Annotated in this window: 25 protein-coding genes and 1 pseudogene; 7 read left to right on the top strand and 19 right to left on the bottom strand. The window is 53.5% G+C overall.

From position 1 onward, the window contains the following. Window positions 1-2: 2 nt before the first annotated feature. Both scpB and RT52_RS15090 read right to left on the bottom strand, forming a co-directional pair. Window positions 3-584, bottom strand: coding sequence for an SMC-Scp complex subunit ScpB (scpB, locus tag RT52_RS15095; protein WP_034805148.1), 582 nt, complete (start codon window positions 582-584; stop codon window positions 3-5). Further along, the gene (locus RT52_RS15090) at window positions 574-1338 is read right to left on the bottom strand and encodes a segregation and condensation protein A (protein WP_034818200.1); all 765 of its coding nucleotides are present in this window, start codon (window positions 1336-1338) and stop codon (window positions 574-576) included. The genes scpB and RT52_RS15090 overlap by 11 nt, the downstream gene beginning before the upstream one ends. 81 nt (window positions 1339-1419) lie before the next feature. On the opposite strand from RT52_RS15090, the gene RT52_RS15085 reads away from it, so the two are divergent. Next, window positions 1420-1890 (top strand): DUF309 domain-containing protein, encoded by a 471-nt coding sequence (locus RT52_RS15085; RefSeq protein ID WP_034818198.1) that lies wholly within the window; start codon window positions 1420-1422, stop codon window positions 1888-1890. Between the two features lie 60 nt (window positions 1891-1950). Here the strand turns inward: RT52_RS15085 and RT52_RS15080 are convergent, their stop codons facing one another. The 6 genes from RT52_RS15080 to xerD form a co-directional block, all read right to left on the bottom strand. Next, complete coding sequence (locus tag RT52_RS15080; protein ID WP_034805092.1) at window positions 1951-2307, bottom strand: GNAT family N-acetyltransferase; 357 nt, start codon at window positions 2305-2307, stop codon at window positions 1951-1953. Between the two features lie 61 nt (window positions 2308-2368). Then, window positions 2369-2839 (bottom strand): peptidylprolyl isomerase, encoded by a 471-nt coding sequence (locus tag RT52_RS15075; RefSeq protein WP_420834627.1) that lies wholly within the window; start codon window positions 2837-2839, stop codon window positions 2369-2371. 105 nt (window positions 2840-2944) lie between these two features. Beyond that, the gene (locus RT52_RS15070) at window positions 2945-4246 is read right to left on the bottom strand and encodes a pyrimidine-nucleoside phosphorylase (protein ID WP_034805095.1); all 1302 of its coding nucleotides are present in this window, start codon (window positions 4244-4246) and stop codon (window positions 2945-2947) included. Between the two features lie 38 nt (window positions 4247-4284). Continuing rightward, entirely contained in the window at window positions 4285-5094 is an 810-nt protein-coding gene (locus RT52_RS15065) for a purine-nucleoside phosphorylase (protein ID WP_034805097.1), read from the bottom strand. Window positions 5095-5107: 13 nt separating this feature from the next. Next, the gene (deoB, locus tag RT52_RS15060) at window positions 5108-6274 is read right to left on the bottom strand and encodes a phosphopentomutase (RefSeq protein ID WP_034818196.1); all 1167 of its coding nucleotides are present in this window, start codon (window positions 6272-6274) and stop codon (window positions 5108-5110) included. A gap of 23 nt (window positions 6275-6297) precedes the next feature. Continuing rightward, window positions 6298-7182, bottom strand: coding sequence for a site-specific tyrosine recombinase XerD (gene xerD / locus RT52_RS15055; protein WP_034818193.1), 885 nt, complete (start codon window positions 7180-7182; stop codon window positions 6298-6300). Window positions 7183-7408: 226 nt separating this feature from the next. Between xerD and RT52_RS15050 the strand changes: the two genes are divergently transcribed. From RT52_RS15050 to RT52_RS15040, 3 genes are read left to right on the top strand one after another with little or no spacing between them, the layout of a single operon-like run. Further along, complete coding sequence (locus RT52_RS15050; protein ID WP_034818191.1) at window positions 7409-8401, top strand: ROK family transcriptional regulator; 993 nt, start codon at window positions 7409-7411, stop codon at window positions 8399-8401. A gap of 12 nt (window positions 8402-8413) precedes the next feature. Further along, entirely contained in the window at window positions 8414-9589 is a 1176-nt protein-coding gene (locus RT52_RS15045) for an MFS transporter (protein ID WP_034818189.1), read from the top strand. Then, window positions 9586-9966 (top strand): VOC family protein, encoded by a 381-nt coding sequence (locus RT52_RS15040; protein WP_034805110.1) that lies wholly within the window; start codon window positions 9586-9588, stop codon window positions 9964-9966. Before RT52_RS15045 ends, RT52_RS15040 begins: the two co-directional genes overlap by 4 nt. Window positions 9967-10084: 118 nt before the next feature. Here the strand turns inward: RT52_RS15040 and tnpB are convergent, their stop codons facing one another. Beyond that, the gene (gene tnpB, locus RT52_RS15035; protein ID WP_034818186.1) at window positions 10085-11176 is read right to left on the bottom strand and encodes an IS200/IS605 family element RNA-guided endonuclease TnpB; all 1092 of its coding nucleotides are present in this window, start codon (window positions 11174-11176) and stop codon (window positions 10085-10087) included. 5 nt (window positions 11177-11181) lie between these two features. Further along, window positions 11182-11580 carry an IS200/IS605 family transposase gene (tnpA, locus tag RT52_RS15030; RefSeq protein ID WP_034818184.1) on the bottom strand — a complete coding sequence of 133 codons (399 nt, stop codon included), beginning with the start codon at window positions 11578-11580 and terminating at the stop codon, window positions 11182-11184. 157 nt (window positions 11581-11737) lie between these two features. Between tnpA and RT52_RS15025 the strand changes: the two genes are divergently transcribed. After that, window positions 11738-12571, top strand: coding sequence for a Cof-type HAD-IIB family hydrolase (locus RT52_RS15025; RefSeq protein ID WP_034818181.1), 834 nt, complete (start codon window positions 11738-11740; stop codon window positions 12569-12571). Window positions 12572-12615: 44 nt separating this feature from the next. On the opposite strand, the gene fur is transcribed toward RT52_RS15025, so the two are convergent. Together fur and RT52_RS15015 are read right to left on the bottom strand one after the other, a co-directional pair. Continuing rightward, the gene (gene fur / locus RT52_RS15020) at window positions 12616-13095 is read right to left on the bottom strand and encodes a ferric iron uptake transcriptional regulator (protein WP_034818178.1); all 480 of its coding nucleotides are present in this window, start codon (window positions 13093-13095) and stop codon (window positions 12616-12618) included. A 113-nt stretch (window positions 13096-13208) separates the two neighbouring features. Further along, window positions 13209-13739 carry an NUDIX domain-containing protein gene (locus RT52_RS15015; protein ID WP_081852738.1) on the bottom strand — a complete coding sequence of 177 codons (531 nt, stop codon included), beginning with the start codon at window positions 13737-13739 and terminating at the stop codon, window positions 13209-13211. Between the two features lie 77 nt (window positions 13740-13816). On the opposite strand from RT52_RS15015, the gene RT52_RS15010 reads away from it, so the two are divergent. Beyond that, a complete protein-coding gene (locus RT52_RS15010) occupies window positions 13817-14647 on the top strand; it encodes an aldo/keto reductase (protein ID WP_034818173.1) in 831 nt (276 codons plus the stop codon). Between the two features lie 3 nt (window positions 14648-14650). On the opposite strand, the gene RT52_RS15005 is transcribed toward RT52_RS15010, so the two are convergent. Then, on the bottom strand, window positions 14651-15190 hold the full coding sequence (locus RT52_RS15005; RefSeq protein ID WP_034818170.1) for a PadR family transcriptional regulator: 540 nt from the start codon (window positions 15188-15190) through the stop codon (window positions 14651-14653). Window positions 15191-15289: 99 nt separating this feature from the next. On the opposite strand from RT52_RS15005, the pseudogene RT52_RS15000 reads away from it, so the two are divergent. Further along, a pseudogene (locus RT52_RS15000) lies at window positions 15290-15634 on the top strand (thioredoxin family protein); the annotation flags it as partial. A 28-nt stretch (window positions 15635-15662) separates the two neighbouring features. Here RT52_RS15000 and RT52_RS14995 read toward each other — a convergent pair. The 6 genes from RT52_RS14995 to RT52_RS14970 are packed head-to-tail and all read right to left on the bottom strand — an operon-like array spanning window position 15663 to window position 20687. Continuing rightward, window positions 15663-16598, bottom strand: coding sequence for an FAD-dependent oxidoreductase (locus RT52_RS14995; RefSeq protein WP_034818165.1), 936 nt, complete (start codon window positions 16596-16598; stop codon window positions 15663-15665). Continuing rightward, window positions 16595-17176, bottom strand: coding sequence for a CDP-alcohol phosphatidyltransferase family protein (locus RT52_RS14990; protein WP_034818163.1), 582 nt, complete (start codon window positions 17174-17176; stop codon window positions 16595-16597). Before RT52_RS14990 ends, RT52_RS14995 begins: the two co-directional genes overlap by 4 nt. Before the next feature lie 11 nt (window positions 17177-17187). Beyond that, entirely contained in the window at window positions 17188-18063 is an 876-nt protein-coding gene (locus RT52_RS14985; protein WP_034818159.1) for an ABC transporter ATP-binding protein, read from the bottom strand. Continuing rightward, window positions 18063-18758: an ABC transporter permease subunit gene (locus tag RT52_RS14980; protein ID WP_034818157.1), complete on the bottom strand. Its 696-nt coding sequence runs from the start codon at window positions 18756-18758 to the stop codon at window positions 18063-18065. The genes RT52_RS14985 and RT52_RS14980 overlap by 1 nt, the downstream gene beginning before the upstream one ends. Further along, window positions 18755-19531 carry an ABC transporter permease subunit gene (locus RT52_RS14975; protein WP_034818155.1) on the bottom strand — a complete coding sequence of 259 codons (777 nt, stop codon included), beginning with the start codon at window positions 19529-19531 and terminating at the stop codon, window positions 18755-18757. The genes RT52_RS14980 and RT52_RS14975 overlap by 4 nt, the downstream gene beginning before the upstream one ends. Further along, window positions 19518-20687, bottom strand: a complete 1170-nt coding sequence (locus tag RT52_RS14970; RefSeq protein ID WP_034818153.1) for an ABC transporter substrate-binding protein — start codon at window positions 20685-20687, stop codon at window positions 19518-19520. Before RT52_RS14970 ends, RT52_RS14975 begins: the two co-directional genes overlap by 14 nt. Window positions 20688-20698: the final 11 nt, after the last annotated feature.

The raw sequence follows: 20698 nt of genomic DNA, 5'->3' as shown, positions 1-20698 counted from the left end.
AATTAATCCTTCTCCAATCTGTCTTGCGAATGACGTGCCGGCTCTGCGAAGAACAAATCGCCTTCGTCCGAGAGCTCGTCTTCAAATGTTAATGGTGGTAACTCGTCGAGCGAGTTAAACCCGAAATGATCAAGGAAATGCTCGGTCGTCCGGTAAAGCTTTGCGCGACCGAGCGTCTTCGCGCGACCGGCCGATTCGATGAGGCCTTTTGAGAGTAGCGTGTGAATGACACGTTCCACTTTCACACCGCGCACTTCCTCGATGTCTGCCCGCGTCACCGGTTGCTTATACGCGATGATGACGAGCGTCTCCATCGCCGCACGCGAGAGCGCCTGTTCCGCCATCGTCCCGACGTATCGCTGAATGTAAGGCGACACGTCCGGGATTGTCACGAGCTTATAGACACCGGCCGATTCAATCAGTTGAAACGGACGACCCGAGTCTTTGAACGAGATCTCGAGTTTCGTTAACTGTTCACGGGCGGCGGCTTCCGAGATGTCGAGCGTCTCGGCGAGTGCTCGGACTTCCATCCCTTCCTCCCCGACGACGAACAGTAAACTTTCAATGATAGTTTCATAGGACAACAACGGCTTCATCCCTTTCCTTTGACGTCTCGATGAACGAGATCTCGATATCACGCTCGACTTGCGAAGTCGTCACGACGCGCAACTTGATCAACTCGAGGAGCGCCATGAACGTCACGACGAGGTCGGACACGTCCGGCCGTTCCTCGAAGAAAGCGAAGAACGACGTCTTCCGTTTCGATGCGACGTGTTCATGCAGCCGCGTCATCTGCTCTTCAAGCGTGCGCGTTTCACGTTTGATCGTTTTCTTACGCCGTTCTTTCCAACGCTTTCGCTCGACCATCTTCGAGTAGGCGTGAAGTAAATCAGAAAAGTTCAGCGGCCCGTCATACGGCTCATGTTCAGACGTATAACGCGATAAATCGTCACCGGGACGGCTATACAGTTCGAGCCGTTGCTCCTCTTGTTCACGCATGAAGACGACCGCTTCTTTGTACGCTTTATATTCAATCAATTGACGAATCAACCCTTCGCGTGTCGGTTCATCCGAAAAGTCAGGGATGTCGTCTTCCTCGACGGGTACAGGGGGCAATAGCTGCTTACTCTTCAATTGGAGGAGCGTCGCCGCCATGACCAAATATTCGCTCGCGACGTCGAGCTCAAACTTTTGCATTGTACGGATGAAGGCGACATACTGGTCCGTGACTTCCGCAACAGAAATATCGACGATGTCGAGCTCCATCTTCCCAATCAAATGGAGCAACAAATCGAGCGGCCCTTCGAACGTATCAATTTTGACGTTATACGCTTCCATAGAGACACCTGCCATTTTACATTTTTGCGCTTTAGTATAACATGTTTTATAGGACTGCGACCACGAAAGGAGAAATTTGATTTGACTACCCCTTTTACCCAGTATACGCTCTTGTTCGAGTGCCATGCCGATTATTTTGAATGCCACGAAGTACTCGAAGAGGCATGGCAAGCCGGAAACCGGGCATCACTCGGCTATGCGGTGCTCATCCAATATGCGGTCGCCCACTATCACGCCCGACGCGGCAATGAGATCGGTGCACGAAAGAGTATCGCCGCATTGCACCGTAAACTCGATTTCGCCGCAGACGAACTCCAGTCGCTCGGCGTCGACATCCCACAATTCAAACGCGACCTGACTATATGGCCTTTGTCGACCGTACTCCCGCTCGAGCCGACGACGAGGGCCCGCATCGAACGATTGAAACACGCGTTCGAACCGACCGCGCTCTCCTTTGAGGAACTTGTGCATAAGCACTTGTATCGCGACCGAAGTCCAGTCGTCAAGGAACGACTGCGGGCACTTGAAGCTCGAAACAAGGCCAAAAAATGACATAAAAAACTGCAGACATCGTTGTCTGCAGTCGAGTACCTAGGCACGCTGCCTAGCTTTTTATATGGCCACTTGATTCCATTTATCAAGCAGTTCACCTGTCTTGCCTTGACCCGTTAGCGTCAAGTCAAGCGGCAACAAATTTCGAGTCTCATCGAGCAGTTCATAAGAGCGTTTCTCGCCCCGGAACGATGGCGACAAGGCGATATGCAAAATATGCATCGTCGTATCTTGTTGTTCCATCCCGATGATTCCGACGAAGTCTTCCCCGACTTTCCATAGATAAAGGAAACGGGCAGGGTCTTCCTCGTAAGAGCGGACGAGCTCTAACAGCGCGAGCGGGGACTTGTCGCTACACGAGAACGCCAAGAGGCCCATCGCTGTCTTTTCGTACGATTGTTTATATTTCACCAGCATTGCTGGTTTCACCACCTTTAGTCATTCAAGTTTCACGAAGTGAACACGTGAGAGACATGGCTCATTGTGCCATAACGGTCATACAAAAATCAATTCTCGTCCCACACCTTGACTTCGGCCACTCGTTCGTGCCTTGACGGAGCTTGACCGCATGCTCGAGACCAGACGTCACTTTCCCGAATACGGTGTGCACGCCGTCCAAGTGCGGCTGTGGCTCGTGGACGATGAAGAACTGTGACGAACCTGTGTTGCGTCCAGCGTGTGCCATCGAGAGCGAGCCTGCCTCATGTTTATATGGGAACGATGTCGACGTCTCGCAAGGAATCGTATAGCCTGCGCCGCCCATACCCGTTCCTTGTGGGCATCCGCCTTGGCTCACGAAGCCAGGGATGACACGGTGGAACGTCAAGCCGTTGTAGAAGCCGCTGTTCGCAAGTTTTTCGAAGTTTTCTACCGTGATTGGTGCTGCGTCATGGAACAAGTCGAATTCGATCATTTCACCGTTCTCAAGTTTCATCGATCCTTTTTTCATGTACAAAAACCCCTTTATGTTCATATAGTTATCATCACTCACATTGCCCATTCTATCAAAAAAAGACGCCTGTCTCCACTGTTTTGTGGAAACAGGCGTTCTGACTTACTGAATGACCGCGTGAATGAGCGGACGCGCCTCAGGCTTCGCCTCACCGATTGTGTAGGCGTGATCCATCCGTTCGAGCGCCGAAGACATATCTTCAATGTTCGCGCGCAAGACGGCGATGACGTCGCCTTCTTCGACCCGGTCGCCGACTTTCTTCTCGAGCGTGATGCCGGCCGCGAAGTCGAGCTGATCATCTTTTGTTGCCCGACCTGCCCCGAGGAGCATCGCGGCGACACCGACTTCATCGGCGATGATTGACTCGACGTAGCCCGCCTGCTTCGCGACGAACGTCGTCTCATATTTTGCTTGCGGAAGTTTCGACAAGTCATCGACGAGCGACGCGTCGCCACCTTGTGCCGCTACGAACTGACGGAACACCTCGAGGGCGTGCCCATCGGCAATCCGTTTCTCGAGGTCAGCGTACGCTTCATCGAACGTCGGATAGAACCCGCCGAGAACGGCCATGTGGCCAGCAATCGTCAACGCGATCGTCTTCAAGTCCTCGACGTCTTTTCCAGACAATACTTCAATCGCTTCCTTCACTTCGTTCGCGTTCCCGACCTCAAAACCGAGCGGTTGGTCCATGTCGGTAATGACAGCGACCGTTTGGCGGCCAACGTTCTTCCCAATCGCGACCATCTCCTCGGCGAGCGCTTTCGCATCATCGAACGATTTCATGAACGCGCCAGACCCCGTCTTCACGTCGAGGACGATGCTGTCGGCACCGGCCGCAATCTTCTTCGACATAATCGAGCTCGCGATGAGCGGGATTGAATCAACTGTCGCCGTGACATCGCGTAGCGCATACAGGCGCTTATCAGCTGGCGTCAAGTTCCCCGTCTGGCCGATAATCGACATCTTGATGTCGTTCACTTGTTTCGTGAACTGTTCTTCCGTCAATTCGACGTTAAAACCAGGGAACGACTCCAACTTGTCAATCGTGCCGCCCGTGTGGCCGAGGCCACGGCCACTCATCTTCGCGACCGGAATCCCGATTGACGCGACGAGTGGCGCGACGATGAGACTGATCTTGTCGCCGACGCCTCCTGTCGAGTGTTTATCGACTTTTTTGCCTTCGATGTTCGAGAGGTCGATGACGTCCCCAGACTTCACCATCTCCATCGTGAGGGCAGCTGTCTCTTTCTCTGTCATCCCGTTGAAGTAAATCGCCATCGAGAGGGCAGACATTTGATAATCTGGAATCGATTCGTTCGTGAACCCTTCGACGACGAAGCGAATCTCTTCCTCGTTCAATTCGCCACCGTTACGTTTCTTCAAAATCAAGTCGACCATACGCATAAGTTTCGTCCTCCTAGTTGGATGTAAGTGGGATTTAATTAGATGCTTTTAATCGTGCCGCGCACGAGTGACAAGAAGTCTTGACGGACGCGTTCTGTCGTCTCGATGACTTCCTCGTGATTGAGCGGCTGATCCAAAATACCGGCCGCCATGTTCGAGACGCAAGAAATGCCAAGAACGCGCATATCCGAGTGACGTGCGACGATGACTTCTGGGACCGTCGACATCCCGACGACGTCTCCTCCGAGCAGGCGAGCCATTCTCACTTCGGCAGGCGTCTCATACGTCGGGCCGGTGTTCCCGAAGTACACCCCTTTTTGGACGTTGAGACCGAGGTCTGAAGCGACTTGTTCCGTCAATTTCACGAGCTGTTTGTCATAAGCTTCCGACATATCCGGGAAACGCGTTCCGAATTCGTTCGCGTTTTTTCCGATGAGCGGGCTCGTCCCGAAGAAGTTGATGTGATCCGTGATGATCATCAGGTCTCCCGGGTTGAAGTTCTCATTACATGCGCCGGCAGCGTTTGTGACGATGAGCGTCTCGACACCAATCAATTTGAGGACACGTACCGGGAACGTCACTTGCTCCATCGAATAGCCTTCGTAGAAGTGGAAACGACCTTGCATCGCGACGACGCGTTTTCCTTCAAGGTCTCCGAAGACAAGTTGGCCGGCATGGCCTTCGACCGTCGACACCGGGAAATGTGGGATGTCTTCATAAGGGATGGCGACAGGGTTTTCAATCTCGTCGGCGAGTACACCGAGCCCTGACCCTAAAATCAAACCGATCTCCGGTGTGCCGTTCATGCGTTCCTGTAAAAATGCTTTCGTTTCATTCCAATTTACCATGTGAATGGCCTCCTCAAATTTCGTTTAAGAAACTTTTTCCGATTGCTGGTGCGTCGACGTCAAAGTTATCCGCGACCGTCGCGCCGATATCTGCGAACGTGCCTCGAATGCCGAGGTCGATCGCTGTCGCTCCGTGGTGATGGACGATGAGCGGGACGTATTCACGCGTATGGTCCGTACCTGGATGCGTCGGGTCGTTCCCGTGGTCTGCCGTGATGATTAAGAGGTCGTCCTCGCGCAACTTGGAAAACACTTCTGGTAACCGCGCGTCATATTCTTCGAGTGCCTGCGCATAACCAGCCGGGTCACGGCGATGACCGAAGAGTGCATCAAAGTCGACGAGGTTCAAGAAGCAAAGTCCTTCGAACGTTTCATCGAGCGATTCGACAAGTTTGTCCATGCCGTCCATGTTCGACTTTGTGCGAACGGCCTTCGTCACGCCTTCACCGTCGTAAATATCGCTAATCTTCCCGAGTGCGATCACATCTTTCCCGGCATCTTGAAGCGTGTTCATGACCGTTTTCCCGAACGGTTTGAGGGCATAATCGTGACGGTTCGAGGTCCGGACCCAAGCCCCAGGCGTACCGAGGAACGGGCGCGCGATGATGCGACCGAGCATGTACGGATCTTCTCGTGTGATTTCACGCGCATACTCACAGATGCGGTATAACTCGTCGAGCGGCACGACTTCTTCGTGCGCTGCGATTTGGAGCACCGAATCGGCCGACGTGTAGACGATGAGGGCGCCCGTGTTGACGTGCTCTTCTCCGAGCTCATCTAAAATCTCTGTCCCTGAAGCCGGTTTGTTGCCGATAATGTCACGCCCGCTGAACTCTTTCAATCGATTGATCAAATCGTCAGGGAACTCCTCGAATACACGGAACGGCGTATCGATGTGAAGCCCCATGATTTCCCAGTGTCCTGTCATCGTATCTTTCCCAGCCGAGATTTCTTGCATCCGTCCGTAAGCGCTCGGTGCGTCCGATGCCTCGATGCCTTCGATTGGTTTGATGTTCGCTAGACCGAGACGGCCCATGTGCGGCATCGCCAACCCGCCGTGCTCGCGAGCGATATGACCGAGCGTGTCTGAGCCTGCGTCCCCGAACTGTTCGGCATCTGGCGCTTCGCCAATCCCGACCGAGTCCATGACGACTAGGAAAATACGTTTAAATTTCTTCACAAAAAGTTCCTCCTTTAAAGGTGTTACGCCCGGGGATGATGTTTCCGATATACATCGTGAAGCCGGGACTTATTGACATGGGTGTAAACTTGAGTCGTAGAGAGGTCTGCATGACCGAGCATCTGTTGAATCGCACGCAAATCGGCACCGTTCTCGAGAAGGTGCGTGGCGAACGAATGACGGAGCACGTGCGGCGTAATTTCTTTTTGGATGCCGGCCTCTTTCGCACGTCGCTTGATCATCTTCCAAAATCCTTGACGGCTGAGGCGTCCACCCCGTCCATTCAGAAACAGTGCTTCCGTCTCCCGACCACCAATCCCGTTACGGGCTTGCTGGATATACCGTTCGACAAATCCTTGGGCGACAGAGGAGACCGGGATGATTCGAGCACTCTCCCCTTTGCCTTCACACTGTAAATACCCCAATTCGAACTGTAAATCATCCAAATCAAGGCCAAGAAGTTCACTGACCCGCATCCCGGTACCATACAACAGTTCGAGCATGGCCCGGTCACGAAGCGCGAGCGGGTCTGACGTCGGGACGCTGTCGAGCAACCGCTCGACTTCCTCTTGCGACCACGTGTCCGGCAGTTGCCGCTCCGCTTTCGGCGACTCGAGATACAGTGACGGGTCGGTCGACGTTTCATTCGTCATCTTTAGATAGTGATGGAACGTCCGAATCGAACTGACGGCGCGTCGAAGTGATGATGCGGCTCGTCCTGCTTGAGACAACTCTTCCATATGTTTGACGATATGGGACCGTGAGACATCGTTCCAGTCCGTGACATCGAGTTGCGTCAATGTCGATAAGTACTGCGTCAAATCGCTCGCATAGGCTTGTCTCGTGTTCGAGGACATTCGTTTCTCAACGGTCATATATTGTAAAAAAGACTCGACTTGCGAACGCATGATATCCCCCTCCTTTCTCGTTCACACCTGAATACGCTTACATCATATCACTTATGTAAACCGTTGTGAAGACGTCTGACCTCATTTTTTTTAAAGCTTTTTTGTGACAATTTTTCGTGATGAATCCCGCCAACGTTTTGACAATTGAGTTGCTCGGAAATGAATAGTTTGCTACACTATCGACGACTTATTAAAATTATTTAAAAAGTAGGAAGGGAGGATTGAGATGCAAGGAAACGCGACTCCGTTGTCGGTTGCGATTCGACGTCAACTCGTCTTTCATGACCATCACACCGTCGCTGAAATTAGCGAAGCGATCGGTCATAGTTTTCCGACGGTCAAAAAGCATTTGGAATTGATGCGTGCGGCTGGCGAAGTCAACGAACAAGGCCTCACCCCTTCGACAGGAGGAAGACCGGCCACACGCTATGTATTCAATCCGTCTGCGGCGAACGGACTATGTGCCTACATCGAGCAAGATGTCATCGCCTACCGCCGCATTGACGCGATCGGGACGACGCTCGACAAGGGCCGGATGGCGATCCGACACGGAAATCATCTACAGACGCTGTTCGACTTGTTGGCTAGCCAACTGGCGTCACATTCGATACAAGCCATCACGATCGGCGTCGCTGCCGCCGTCGCAGACGGTGAGATTATCTATGCACCGGATTACCCGACCCTTTCTAACGTTGCGCTGACCACGTTACTTGAGTCGACGTTCGATGTGCCCGTCGTAGTCGAGAACGACATGAACGCAGCTGTATACGGCTACGGTCGGTCTGTACCGACGTATGCAGATGAAACGATCGTTTACGTCTATTTAGGCAAGAACGGGCCGGGGTCGGGCATTCTCCTTAACGGTCGTTTAATTCGTGGAAAGACGAATTTCACGGGGGAGATTTCGTTTCTACCGTTTTATGCGCATCACACGTTTTACGATCGCATTCGCAATCACCAACGCGGAACGTCGCTGACGGATCAAGCATGCGATGCGCTTGCCCGGCTCGTCACGACGTTCACTGCGACGCTCAATCCGCATACGATCGTCTTTTCGGATATCGATGTGACTGAGGAAGATATCCGCCGGGTTCGTAAACGAAGTGAACGCTACATCGCGGCGACGCATTTGCCCGATTTGACACGCGGTCTATGGGAAGAGCATTACTTCCAAGGTCTCATCACCTTTTGTGTCGAGACACTACTTGAAACGATTTGAATGAGGTGACACATGAGCGGCTTTTTATTATTGACGGTGATTTATATCGCCTTTATTAGCTTAGGCCTCCCCGATGCGTTACTCGGAGTTGGTTGGCCATCGATGCGTGTAGAATTGAATGCGCCTCTGGCGATGGCGGGCTGGATTTTCATGACCATCGCGGCAGGAACGATTATATCGAGTTTGTTCAGCGGGAAACTGCTCGAGCGGTTCGACACGAAACAAGTCACGTTTGGTTCAGGCGTCTTGACGGCCCTTTGTCTATTCGGTTTCTCTACCGCCCCGTCGCTCCCGTGGTTATTCGCCCTGTCGATTCCGCTCGGCCTTGGCGCCGGTGCCGTCGATGCCGCGTTGAATCATTATGTGGCCGAGCATTACGCGGCACATCATATGAACTGGCTCCACTGTTTTTGGGGAGTCGGGGCGACCGGTGGCCCGCTCATCATGGCTTCCTTGTTGGATGAGAACGGATGGCGCGACGGCTATCTCGTCGTCGCTTTGATTCAATTCGGTCTGGCATTCTTACTGTTACTATCCTTTCCTTTGTGGCGTCAGGAAGTAAAATGCGACAAATCCAATCATCAGGATGAGGCGGCCGTGACCAAACTGGACCACACGCTTCCGCGCGGCTTGTCTTATGCGCTCGTCACGTTTCTCTTATACTGCGGCGTCGAGGCGCTCGTCGGTTTGTGGGCGAGCAGCTATCTCGTCCAAATGAAGCAGTTCTCGATTGCAACGGCCGCGACGTGGGTGTCGATTTACTACGGCAGCATCACAGTCGGACGATTGTTGAGCGGGTTTTTGTCGTTCCGTTTTACGAATCGTCAGATGATTCGACTCGGTCAATGCCTCGCCTTAATAGGAAGTCTCGTATTCGTCCTTCCGCTCAACGATGCGATGATTGTCGGTCTCATTCTAGTCGGTCTCGGCCTTGCCCCGATCTATCCGAGTATGTTGCATGAGACGCCCGTTCGATTCGGTAGACAGCGGGCGAAACACTTGATGGGTTACCAAATGGCGTTCGCCTATATCGGGAGCACGTTCTTGCCTCCACTATTCGGCTTGATCGCCACGAAGTTGTCACTCGGCATCTTCCCAATCGTCCTCTTGTTCATCATGCTCTTCATGCTGCTGAACACGGAACGACTGAACCGGATCTTAGCTAAACATAAGGAGGAAACCGTATGAAAATTGACCATCTCGCCATCTGGGTGAACGACCTCGACGTCATGCGTCGTTTTTATGAAACATATTTTGAGGCGAAGGCGAATGACCTTTATCAGAATGAACAAAAACAGTTCGCTTCGTACTTTTTGACGTTCCCACAGTCAGACTGCCGACTTGAACTGATGCGTCGGTCAGATATTCAAGACCTAGGGCAACAGACGCTCGGTTATGCCCACCTCGCCATCAGTCTCGGTAGCAAAGAAGCGGTCGATGTGATGACGCGACGTCTCGTCGACGACGGCTATGAGCGACTTGACGGTCCACGTACGACCGGGGACGGCTATTACGAGAGCGTCGTGCTCGACCCCGAGCAAAATCGAATCGAACTCACCGTGTGAACTACTCGCCACTTATTCGCTTCGCAAATTGAAGTGGGAGCTTCTTGGGAAGACCGCACGTTTACTAGCCACGATTGTTTACCAAGCTCGTCGGGCAAGTCCCTGCCCTGAAGGTATTTCAGTCTGCCAACATCAACAGGTTGATGCTCGCATTGATGTCGCGGTCATGATGAGCGCCACACGTACACGTCCATTCACGGACATCCACTGTTTTCTTCTCGCCTTTTGATCCACAGGAAGAGCAGATTTGCGTCGATGCAAACCACTGATCCGCTTTGATAAGAGTCCGTCCGTAGAACTTGCATTTGTATTCTAGCTGTCGAACAAACTCGTACCAACTGACATCTGCGATCGATTTGGCGATCCTGTGGTTCTTCATCATATTTTGCGACTTCAGCGTCTCCACGACGATGACTTGGTTCTCGTCAACGATTTGTTTCGACAGTTTATGAAGGAAGTCTTTGCGTTGGTTTGCGATTTTCTCGTGTTTCTTGGCGAGGATCAGCTTGGCCTTCTCTCTGTTCTTGCTTCCGATCTTCTTTCGTGACAGAGCGCGCTGCGCCTTCTTGACCTTCTCTTCTGACTTGCGAAGGAAACGAGGATTGTCAATCTTCTCAGAAACCATCTCGTCATTTGTCATGATGGCGAAGTGCTCAAGACCAAGATCGATCCCAATCTTATTCTTGGCAGGAACCCATTTTTCCTCGCCTTGATTGACAAGGATGGAGACGAAGAACTTGCCCGTCTTCGTCATCGAGACCGTCGCAGACTTGATGATCCCCTCGAAAGGACGATGTTGTTTGAACCGCACGAACCCCACCTTAGGGAGTCTCACCTTCCCGTCCTCGATCCGGACGCTCCCGTTCTGATTGTTGGTCGTGTAGGAGGCGCGGTCGCCGTGCTTCGATTTGAACTTCGGGAACCCGACAGACTTGTCGCGGAAGAAGTTGGCATACGCCTTGTTCAAGTCCATCTGGGCGTTCGCCAGGGATAGACTGTCGACCTCTTTCAAGAAAGGGAACTCGGGCTTGTACTTCGCCGGGGTCGGGAGCTTCTGCTTCGCGTCAGGGTTCAGCCTCGACTCTTCATATAACCGGATCCGTTCCTCGAGCATCTTGTTGTAGACGAAACGGACGCAACCGAACGTCTTCATGAAGTGTTCTCGTTGTGGCTTTGTCGGGTATAGTCGAAACTTGTACGCCTTCAGCAAAGTGATCACTCCTCTCCTTGTTTTTCGATGTATTGCCTGATGACGTCGATCGTCGCACCGCCGGTCGTCACGAGGCAGTAGCTCCGGGACCAGAACATTTCTTTCCACAGTCGTCTCTTGACGTGTGGAAAGTCTCGTTTGATCAGTCGGCTGCTCGCGCTCTTGTAGGCGTTCAGAAACTTCGACATCTCTGTGTTCGGATGGGCTTTGAACAACACATGGATATGGTCGCCGTCATGATTCCACTCGGTCAGTGTGATATGGTACGACGCGCCGATCCGTTCGAACGTCTGTCTCGCGAACCCCGAGATGGCGTCATCGATCACCTTGCGTCTATATTTGACCACCAGGACGAGGTGGTAGTTCAGGAGGAAGACTGAATGTTTGTTTGTATCCATTTTCATTGATAGTTCAGTCCTTTTGATTGGTTACATCCATTATACCAAGCGCATACAATCTTGCTAACACAGGCGATTCATCTCCCACCTACGCTGGGCTTCGCCCCGAGACGCTTAGAGGAGGGAGAATTCTCGCCTGATTTAGTTAAAAGGAGATGGACAAATGATTCAAGCGGTTTTGTTAGACCTTGACGGCACATTATTGAACGACCAGAAGATGATTTCACCGAAGACGAAAGAGACGCTCCTCTCGCTCCAAGCGAACGGTATAAGAATCGTGCTCGCCTCGGGTCGGCCGAAGCGGGGCATCGAACCGTTCGCGACGGAATTGAAGCTCGAACAATACGGGGGGTTGATCGTCTCGTCGAACGGGGCATGTGTGACGGATGCGACGACCGGCGAGACGTTGTTTGAACAAGCAATCGACCGAGACGTTGCGCGCGCAATACTCGACCATTTGACCGGCTTTGACGTCATCCCGATGCTTAACGATGAGACGTACATGTACGTGAACGACGTGTTTTCTGGCATGCTCGAACTGAACGGGGAACCGTTTAACATCATCAAATATGAATCGCGTGGCGGACGGTTTCAACTGAGGGAAGAACCGCGCCTCGCAGATGCGATCGCCTTCCCCGTATATAAAATCCTCGTCGCCGGCCAACCGGACTACTTGCAGGCGAACGTGGACGCCATGTCACAACCGTTCAATCAACAAGTGACCGGGATGTTCACCGCAAATATGTATTACGAGTTCACGGATTATGGGATCGACAAAGCACGTGCCCTCGACCATGTCTTTCAACAGGTCGGCATCGCACGTGACCAGACGATCGCTTTCGGAGACGGCCATAACGACCGTTCCATGCTCGAATATGCAGGTATCAGTGTAGCGATGGATAATGCGGTCGACGCGATTAAAGCAATCGCGACCGAAGTGACCCGCTCGAACAATGAAGAGGGCATCGCGCATCATCTAGCCCGATATTTGCCTTAACAACAAAACCGCACGCTCCGAGTCGGAGCGTGCGGTTTTTCGATTCATCCGTTGATGACGGCCTTATGGCCTTCAAGCGTGACACCTTTCGCTTGGCATACTTTACAGATACCGTGAAACGTCAGGCGGTGGTCTTTAATTAAGAATTCGTATTTGCGTTCCACTTTTTTCTCGACGTCGACGAGCAAATCTTCCATGATCTCTTCGACCGACCCGCACTCGACACAGACGAGATGATGGTGCGAGTGGTTCGCCCCTTCCGGTCTCAAGTCGAATCGGGCTACGCCGTCTCCAAAGTTCACTTTATCGACGACACCGAGTTCGGTCAATAACTCGAGCGTACGGTAAACCGTCGCGAGACCGATCTCAGGTGCGATCGCCTTGACGAGCATGAAGACGTTCTCGGCGCTAAGATGGTCGGCCTCATTCTCAAGTAGAATGCGGACGGTTGATTCTCGCTGCGGAGTCAATTTATATCCTTTGGCGCTCAACTGCTGTTTGATTCGGTCAATTCGCGTTTCCATAAGGCGCCCCCTCTTTACAATAGTTCGCTATTCAAAGCATACCGAAAATCGGCATCATTTTCAAATTAAAATCATTACTAAGTAAGTGTAGCACACGACACTTCAGATTAGAATTATTTTAATTTAGACAATTGCCACCATTGAATCGCCATAATCGTCTTGGCGTCAGTGATGCGCCCGCTCGCTAACAGCGCACTCGCCTCGTCGAACGTGAAACGTTCCACGTTCAAAAATTCGTCCTCGTCTAAATTCATCGCCCCTGCCGTCAGCCCATGTGCGACGAACACATCCACCCGCTCGCTGCAAAAGCCCGGAGCCCCATAGAACGAGAAGATCTTTTCAAGCGACTCAGCCCGATAACCGGTCTCTTCCTCGAGTTCCCGTCGTGCGCTCGCGAGCACTTCTTCTCCTTTTTCAAGTTTCCCGGCCGGAATTTCGAGTGACATCGACTCGAACGCCTTCCGATACTGCTCCACAAGCACGATGCGATCGTCTTCATCGATGACGAGTACGGCGACGGCACCGTTATGGTAGACGAGCTCACGGACCGACGTTCCACCGTTTGGCAGTTCGACGACGTGCCTCTCGACGTCAAAGATTTTTCCTTCATAGATGACTTCACGTTCAATCGTTTTCTCGACCATATGTATATCCGCCTCACTTTTTGCTTTATACTTTGATTATGAGTGAAACAAGTAGACGGAACAAGGAGGAATTATGAATGGCAGAACTAGGTCTTGGCACGATGTCCATCTTGAAGCATGGGGAAACGGAAGCGAAAGCGATTTTAGAAGCAGCCTATCGTGCGGGGATTCGGCACTTCGACACCGCTGACGTCTATGACCGGTACAAAGTCGAGGAGATCGTCGGTTCGACGTTCGCCTCTCGTCGCGAAGAACTGTTTTTGACGAGTAAAGGCGGCAATGAACTGACGGCAGACGGGATGCGGTGGAATCCGCGGGCGAGCTATTTAGAGACGGCGCTCGCCGGCTCGCTCGAGCGATTGCAGACCGACTATTTAGATCTATACTACGTCCACGGCGGTACGATTGAAGATGATCTCGACGAGACGATCGCGTTCATGCGTGAACAGAAACAGCGAGGCGTCATCCGTCAAATCGGTTTGTCGTCCATCCGTCCGAACGTCATCCGTTATTGGCTCGAGCACGGCGAGCTCGACGTGTTGATGACGCCATATTCCTTGCTCGACCGACGCATCGAGACGCTCGAGCTCGACGTCCCAATCGTTGGCCGTGGTCCGCTCGCAAAAGGGCTGTTGACCGACGAATGGTCCGAACGCCTGGGTGAGAAAGGATTTGAGTCTTGGAACGAGGACGAGTTGCGCGACCTGTTGCCGACGTTGCCAAAACCGATCCAAGCGTACGCGCTTGCCGCGGCGAGACGAACGTGCGCCGTCGTCTTGCCGGGTGCTTCGTCGGTCGAGCAGCTTCAAGAGACGATTGACGCGTTTCATCAATCAATCGACGAGGACAAGCTCGACGACGTCTTGTCCCGTCTCCCGATTCATCCGTACACAAAACATGCGACCTGATCGTCAGGTCGCATTCGGAGCGCGTCGTTTCATTTCTTCAATGGCCCAATCGGCCCAACCTGCATAGTTTTCCATCATCCGAATCGCATATTCGCTCGTCAATAAATAACCGAGCGTGTCGTCTTCGGATTGATGGGCGGCTTGGAAAGTCCGGATTTGCTGGGCGACCTGCTCGTGATGGGCTTTCGTCTCCTCGACGTATCGAATCGCCTCATCGAGCGGAAGGAGTTGGAGCAGGCTCATCCGAAGCAAGTTCTCATCTTTCATCTTCGGTTGGAACGACGTCGGCTGCCGGAGCCAATCAATCAATTCCTCCCGTCCACGATCGGTGATTGAATAGATTTTCTTATCCGGCAAATCGTGTTGGGCGACGTGTTCAGATGAGACGAGCGCCTCGTCTTCCATCTTCAGTAACTCGCGATAAATCTGTGTATGATGAGCGTGCCAAAAATGAATCATTTGTGCTTTGAACGTCGCGTTCAAGGCGTAGCCGGTCGCAGACTGATGGGTCAACAACCCGAGTAGTGCATGACGTAACGCCATAACCATCACCTATCCCTTGCGGTTCTATTTTTATTAGTGTATCACATCTAGTGAACAGACCGAGAACGCCAATCGGTTGACGGACGCTCGAAAGACACAGACAATAAGATGGAAAGGGGAGATTCAACGATGAAACCGATTCAAACAGCAGCACAATTCCAAGAAGCGACGAAAGAGAACGGCATGGTCATCTTCACGACATCTTGGTGCCCGGATTGCCGTCGTCTCGATATGTATGTCGACGAACTCGTCAAAGACTATCCACAGTTCAATTGGTACGTCGTCGACCGCGACGAGTTACCCGAGCTTTCCGACGAACAAGAAGTACGTGGCATCCCGTCACTACTCTTCTATCAAGACGGCACGAAACAAGAACACCTTCACTCGGCGCACGCCAAGACGGAGATGCAAATCCGATCGTTCCTCGACACGTTGAACGTATAAACGACAAGACGGCTGCGGCCGTCTTTTTTCATGAATGGAACCGTTTCAAGTAGCGTGAATCAATCAGCCGTTTCACATGATTTGGGAGACGTCCGTGCCACGTCCACTTCCCGTACGTCAACAACGCCTGTCCGGGTAGCGTCAATAAAATATTGAGTGACGTCCGCTCCCGGAACGGTCGGCGGTCTCCGAGCAAATAGGCGGCGACGTGTCGCCCGGAACGGACCGCATCGACGCCGCCGTTCAACCTTGAGGCCATGTCGCCGGTGATGAAGATTTGTTTATAGTCAGCGTGTCTCAAATAACGGTCCGTCTCTATGAACGCACCCGCCTTTGCGAGTCGAGCTTCTCGCCACCAACCATCGGGTACGACGCCTGACGCATCAAGGACGAGACCGTCTTGGAGCACATTCCTCTCGTATTTACGCAATACGAGGGTGACACCGCTCCTCACGAGGTGTCGCTTTATCGTCCGTTGCACACGGGCCGGCAAATCCGACAAGACGTCAGAGGCGTATAGCGTGACGTGACGTTTCGTCCGGATGCATGCGAAAGCGAGTTCGACGCCCGCCTTGCCGCCCCCGACAATCGTGACAGCATCGCTCGAAGCGATCTTTGCCAATCCTTCCTTCGTCATCGGCTTAATGTCCAGCCCGACACCACGGCTGACCGCTCCCGTCGCAAGGACGAGCACGTCATACGGGACCTCGCCCGTCTCTGTTTTCACGACGCGGCTGATCGGGTCAAGTGACACGAGTCGCGAAGCGATCGGTTTGACGTCTTGTCTCAAGTGAACGGTCGCGTCCGTCAGTTCTCCGGCGATGACTTGGGGGAAGGCACCGGTATAGATCGCTTCTTCTCCGCCGATATATTTGACGTCATACGACTTTTGCAACTCGTCGAATCGGTCCAGAATCTCAAGTTGGCCGTGCCCGAGACCGACGAGAACGAGACGCGGCTTCATCGTAAAATCCGCCGGGCTTCGAGCATCCGTTGAGAGATCGTCACCACTTCGAGAATCAAGAAAATCGTGGCGATGACCCCGACAAAGCTCGGGAACAAAATCATGAGACTGAACAAGATAAAGCATTCGGTCCGTTCGAGTATCCCCGGCTGATAATAAAACGTCTTTTCCGACCGACGAGAACTGCTCGCGCCGACGGCCAAAAACACCGTCATTGCCACGATGAACGAGGCAAGGAGCAACAGAAACACGGTCATATGCTCCGGGTACCGCAAAGCGAGCGCGATGACGACCGCGATTTCGACGAGACGGTCCACGACAAGGTCTAACACCGTCCCGAATCCTGTCTTCGAGGAACGCCGGGCCATCGTCCCATCCAATACGTCGAACAGTCCTGACAGCCATAACAAGATGACGGCCGTCCAGTGCATATCGTTATAGATGAAGAAGCCGACCGACACCCCGACGATGCCGCCGAGTAAGGTCACCTCGTTCGGCGTAAACTTCCATTTCAACAACCGATCGGCCCCGCGTTCGACGACGGGACGGACGATTCGGCTACCATACGTATCTAACATAAAACCACTCCTTATTTTTTCCGTAACGAATACGCTCGGCCAGTCGTGTACGACACGTCCGACGGCAAGATCACATACTCCCCGTTCGAACGTCGATATTCACCGAGCCGGACACCGAACTTGACGAGATGACGGGTCAATTCGACCCGTTCCCCGTCCTCGTCGTCAAACACGCCGAATTGCGTCAGTGGATACATCTCGCCTTCAAATTCGATGAAATCACCGAACGTCGGTTCTGTCTCACTCAATTCTCGTGGTGTCCCGGTCGCATGAACCGTTCCGCCGTCGAGTAACGTGACCCGGTCCGCGACGAGCATCGCCTCTTCCCGGTCATGCGTCACGAGTAGCGCCGTCAGACCAAGCTCGCCTACCACCTCACGAATCAACTGTTGCAGCTCATACTTCAAATCGGGATCGAGGTTCGTGAACGGTTCATCGAGTAAAATCAGACGCGGGTCGGCGGCGAGCGCCCGGGCAAAGCTGGCCCGTTGTCCCTCCCCACCTGACAACGTGTGCACTTCATCGTCGTAACGGCCGGCGAGTCGGACGCGTGCGAGCCAGTGCTCTGCCTGCTCGCGTGAGCGTTCAGGGATTGCGAGCAACACGTTCTCGCCGACCGTCAAATGCGGGAACAAGAGCGGGGTCTGCGACAGCAACGTGATTTTCCGCTCGTGGGCCGGGACACCGAGCAGAGCCGCCCCGTTCCATGTGACGTTCCCTACATCCGGCGTCTCGAGACCGGCGATGATGCGCAACAGTGTGGATTTCCCGGACCCGCTCGTGCCGACAAGGGCGTGTATCTCCCCTTGCCGCACAAAAAAGTCGACGCCTGCCAACACGTCACGTCGTTTAAATCGCTTTTGTATGTTCGTCAATTGTAAGCCCATCATAACCTTCCTTTCACGAACTTCACGCCCATGCGCACCCCAAAGCCGATGGCGATATATAAAGCCGCCGGAATGAGAATCAAGAGCCACGTATGTTGTAACGCGAGCGCGATATCATTCCCCGCATAAACTTGATACAGCCTCGTCGTCACGGTCGGCACGAGTCCTGCCCCGATCAGTTGGACGAGGACGAACTGACCGAGCACGATCACCGTCGACATGAGGACAATCGTCTGTATCGTCCCGCTTAAAAGCGGGAACAAGACGACACGATACCGTCTGAGCGGCGGTAAAAATAGCGCCTGTTCGAACATCGGTCGCCCGATCACATACATCGCGTTATAGGCGAGCCGAATCGAGTACGGCAACGTCACGACGAGCAGCACGATGAGCACGCCGATGTCTGTACCGATGAGTCCGAACCGTGCGAGCGCGATATACATGCCGAACGTACCCGCGAGCGCCGGGATGAACAAAGGTAAAAAGACGAACCATTCGACGAACGTGCGCCACTTAGATTGTGTGAACAGGATCCACCACGCCGTCCCGAGGGCGAGCCATACGTTCAAACTCGCGATGACGACGACGTGGACGACCGTGTTGACGATGGCATCGTCCCAAACCAAGGTCGGCACGGTCGTGAGCAATCCAAGGAACGGCGACAAGATGAGCACGAGCACAAAGAGACGTCTCATCGTCTCACCCCTCTCTCAATTCGACGCCGGTGCCTCGCCGTCAATGCGTATGAAATCAATACGCCGACGAAGAGGAAGAGCGTCCAGATGAGAGCGACGGCATACGCCTCGCTCTCGTCCAAGAACAAGCCGGTCGTCAACCGGTCATAGGCGAGAACGCCGAAGAGTTTCGGAAACGTGACACCGAGGAGCGCCGGCACTTCGTACGCGAACGAGACGAACGCCACCAAAATCCAAAACGAGTCGAGGAGCGGCTTCATCAGAAATGGCCATTCCGCGACGGCGAACTGGCGCCAACGACTCAGTTGGAGCGTCTTCGCCATGTCGCGATAGCCGGCGTTCAGCTGGGCATACGTGCCGAGCACCATGAGAAAGACGAACGGGACTTCTTTCCATATATACGTCAAGATGACGACGAGATGATGCCGTTCATTCGATTCAATCAGTCCGTAAAACGGGAAGCCCCCGGCAAACAATAAATAAAACAAATACGCCCCCGCGATGTGCGGGACGAACAACGGCCACTTCAACCAAGTCAAGAGCCACGTCTGCCCCGTCACGTAGACGGCTCGGGCCGCTAACGTCCCGAGCACGAGCGAGAAGAACGTCGAGACGAGCGTCACATATAACGTGACGCCTAGACTCGCGCGCCACGCCTCATCTTGTGCGAGTGCCACGATGTCGGTACCGACTGCCCCACGGAATAAGAACAAAATCGCCGTGAGCGGCAACGATGCGACGATAAGGCTGACGAAGACGTTAACGCGCGACACGTGTCCAACCCTCTCGGACGAGGTCGATCACGTTCGGTCCATAGTCCGGGACTTGACGCTCGCTCAACCGTTCCGGGTCCGGATACGTGCGGCCTGCATCTAGCGCCAAAAAGGCTTCCCGGTCACCCTCGTCGAGCTTCTCGAGGTCGAGTGACGTCCCGTCGCCCCAGTATGTGTCCTGTTGTTTCATGAGCTGGACTTCCGGGGCGAGCAATTCGTTGATGACGACGATGGCGCCGTTCGGGTTCGGTGCGTTGAACGGTACGGCAAGGAAGTGCGTGGAGGCGATGGAATGATCAAGCACGAGCGCGCGTGTGCTGTCCGGGAAGACGCCGGCGTTCACTTCCGCCTCAGCTCGACGTTCATTGAAGCCCATCGTCATCCACACATCACCGTTTGCGTACAGTTGGTCCAGCTGGGCGAGCGACTTCGGATACGTCTCGCCTTGTTTCCACAAGTTCGGTGACCAGGCGGCGAGTTCGTCCCAAAACGCTTCAGGAATCGTCTCCATGTCACGTAAAGACTCTCCATATTCCGCATATAGCAGATGACGGATAAAGGCGTTACCTGTGAAGTCCGTCACTTCAGGATACGTGAAACGGCCAGGATTTTCCTCGGTCCATCGAATGAGTTGTTCGAACGTTTCGGGCGGATTTTTGACGTAATCCGCATCGTAATGAAGGACGAATTGTACGTTGCCCCAGGCGACTTCGAGGCCATCGGTCGGCGTACCCGCATCGGTCGCTTGCGCCGTCTCGTTCAACAGTGACGCGTTCGGAATCCGCTCTAACAGGCCGCCTGTCAGCAAGTCCGCATCGGCGGCGTTCCGGAAGTTGTCCCCGTTGATCCACATCAAATCGATGGTCCCGCGTTCACGGTCAGCCTGTTTGTCGAGCGACAGCTGTCGCACGAACTCGGCCGTATCCATCGGCACACGGTTCAACTCGATGTCGTGGGACGACGCGAGTCGAGGTGCGACGTATTCATCCAAGTAGCGGTTGATGCCTTCGTCACCGCCCCATAAGTAAAAGTTGACGGTCGTCCCTTTCGCGGTTTCAGCCGCCTCATCGTATGTCCCCGCGACCTCCGCACGTTCCGCGCCACACGCACTTAAAAATAAAACGAGCACGAGCCCGGCTATACGTAATCGGTTCATTCATGTTCCCC

It is taken from the genome of Exiguobacterium alkaliphilum 12/1, from assembly GCF_000714435.1.
In the GTDB taxonomy this organism is placed as follows: domain Bacteria; phylum Bacillota; class Bacilli; order Exiguobacteriales; family Exiguobacteriaceae; genus Exiguobacterium; species Exiguobacterium alkaliphilum.
The sequence above is the reverse complement of the archived record's forward strand: the minus strand, read 5'-3'. Positions and strand labels throughout refer to the sequence as shown.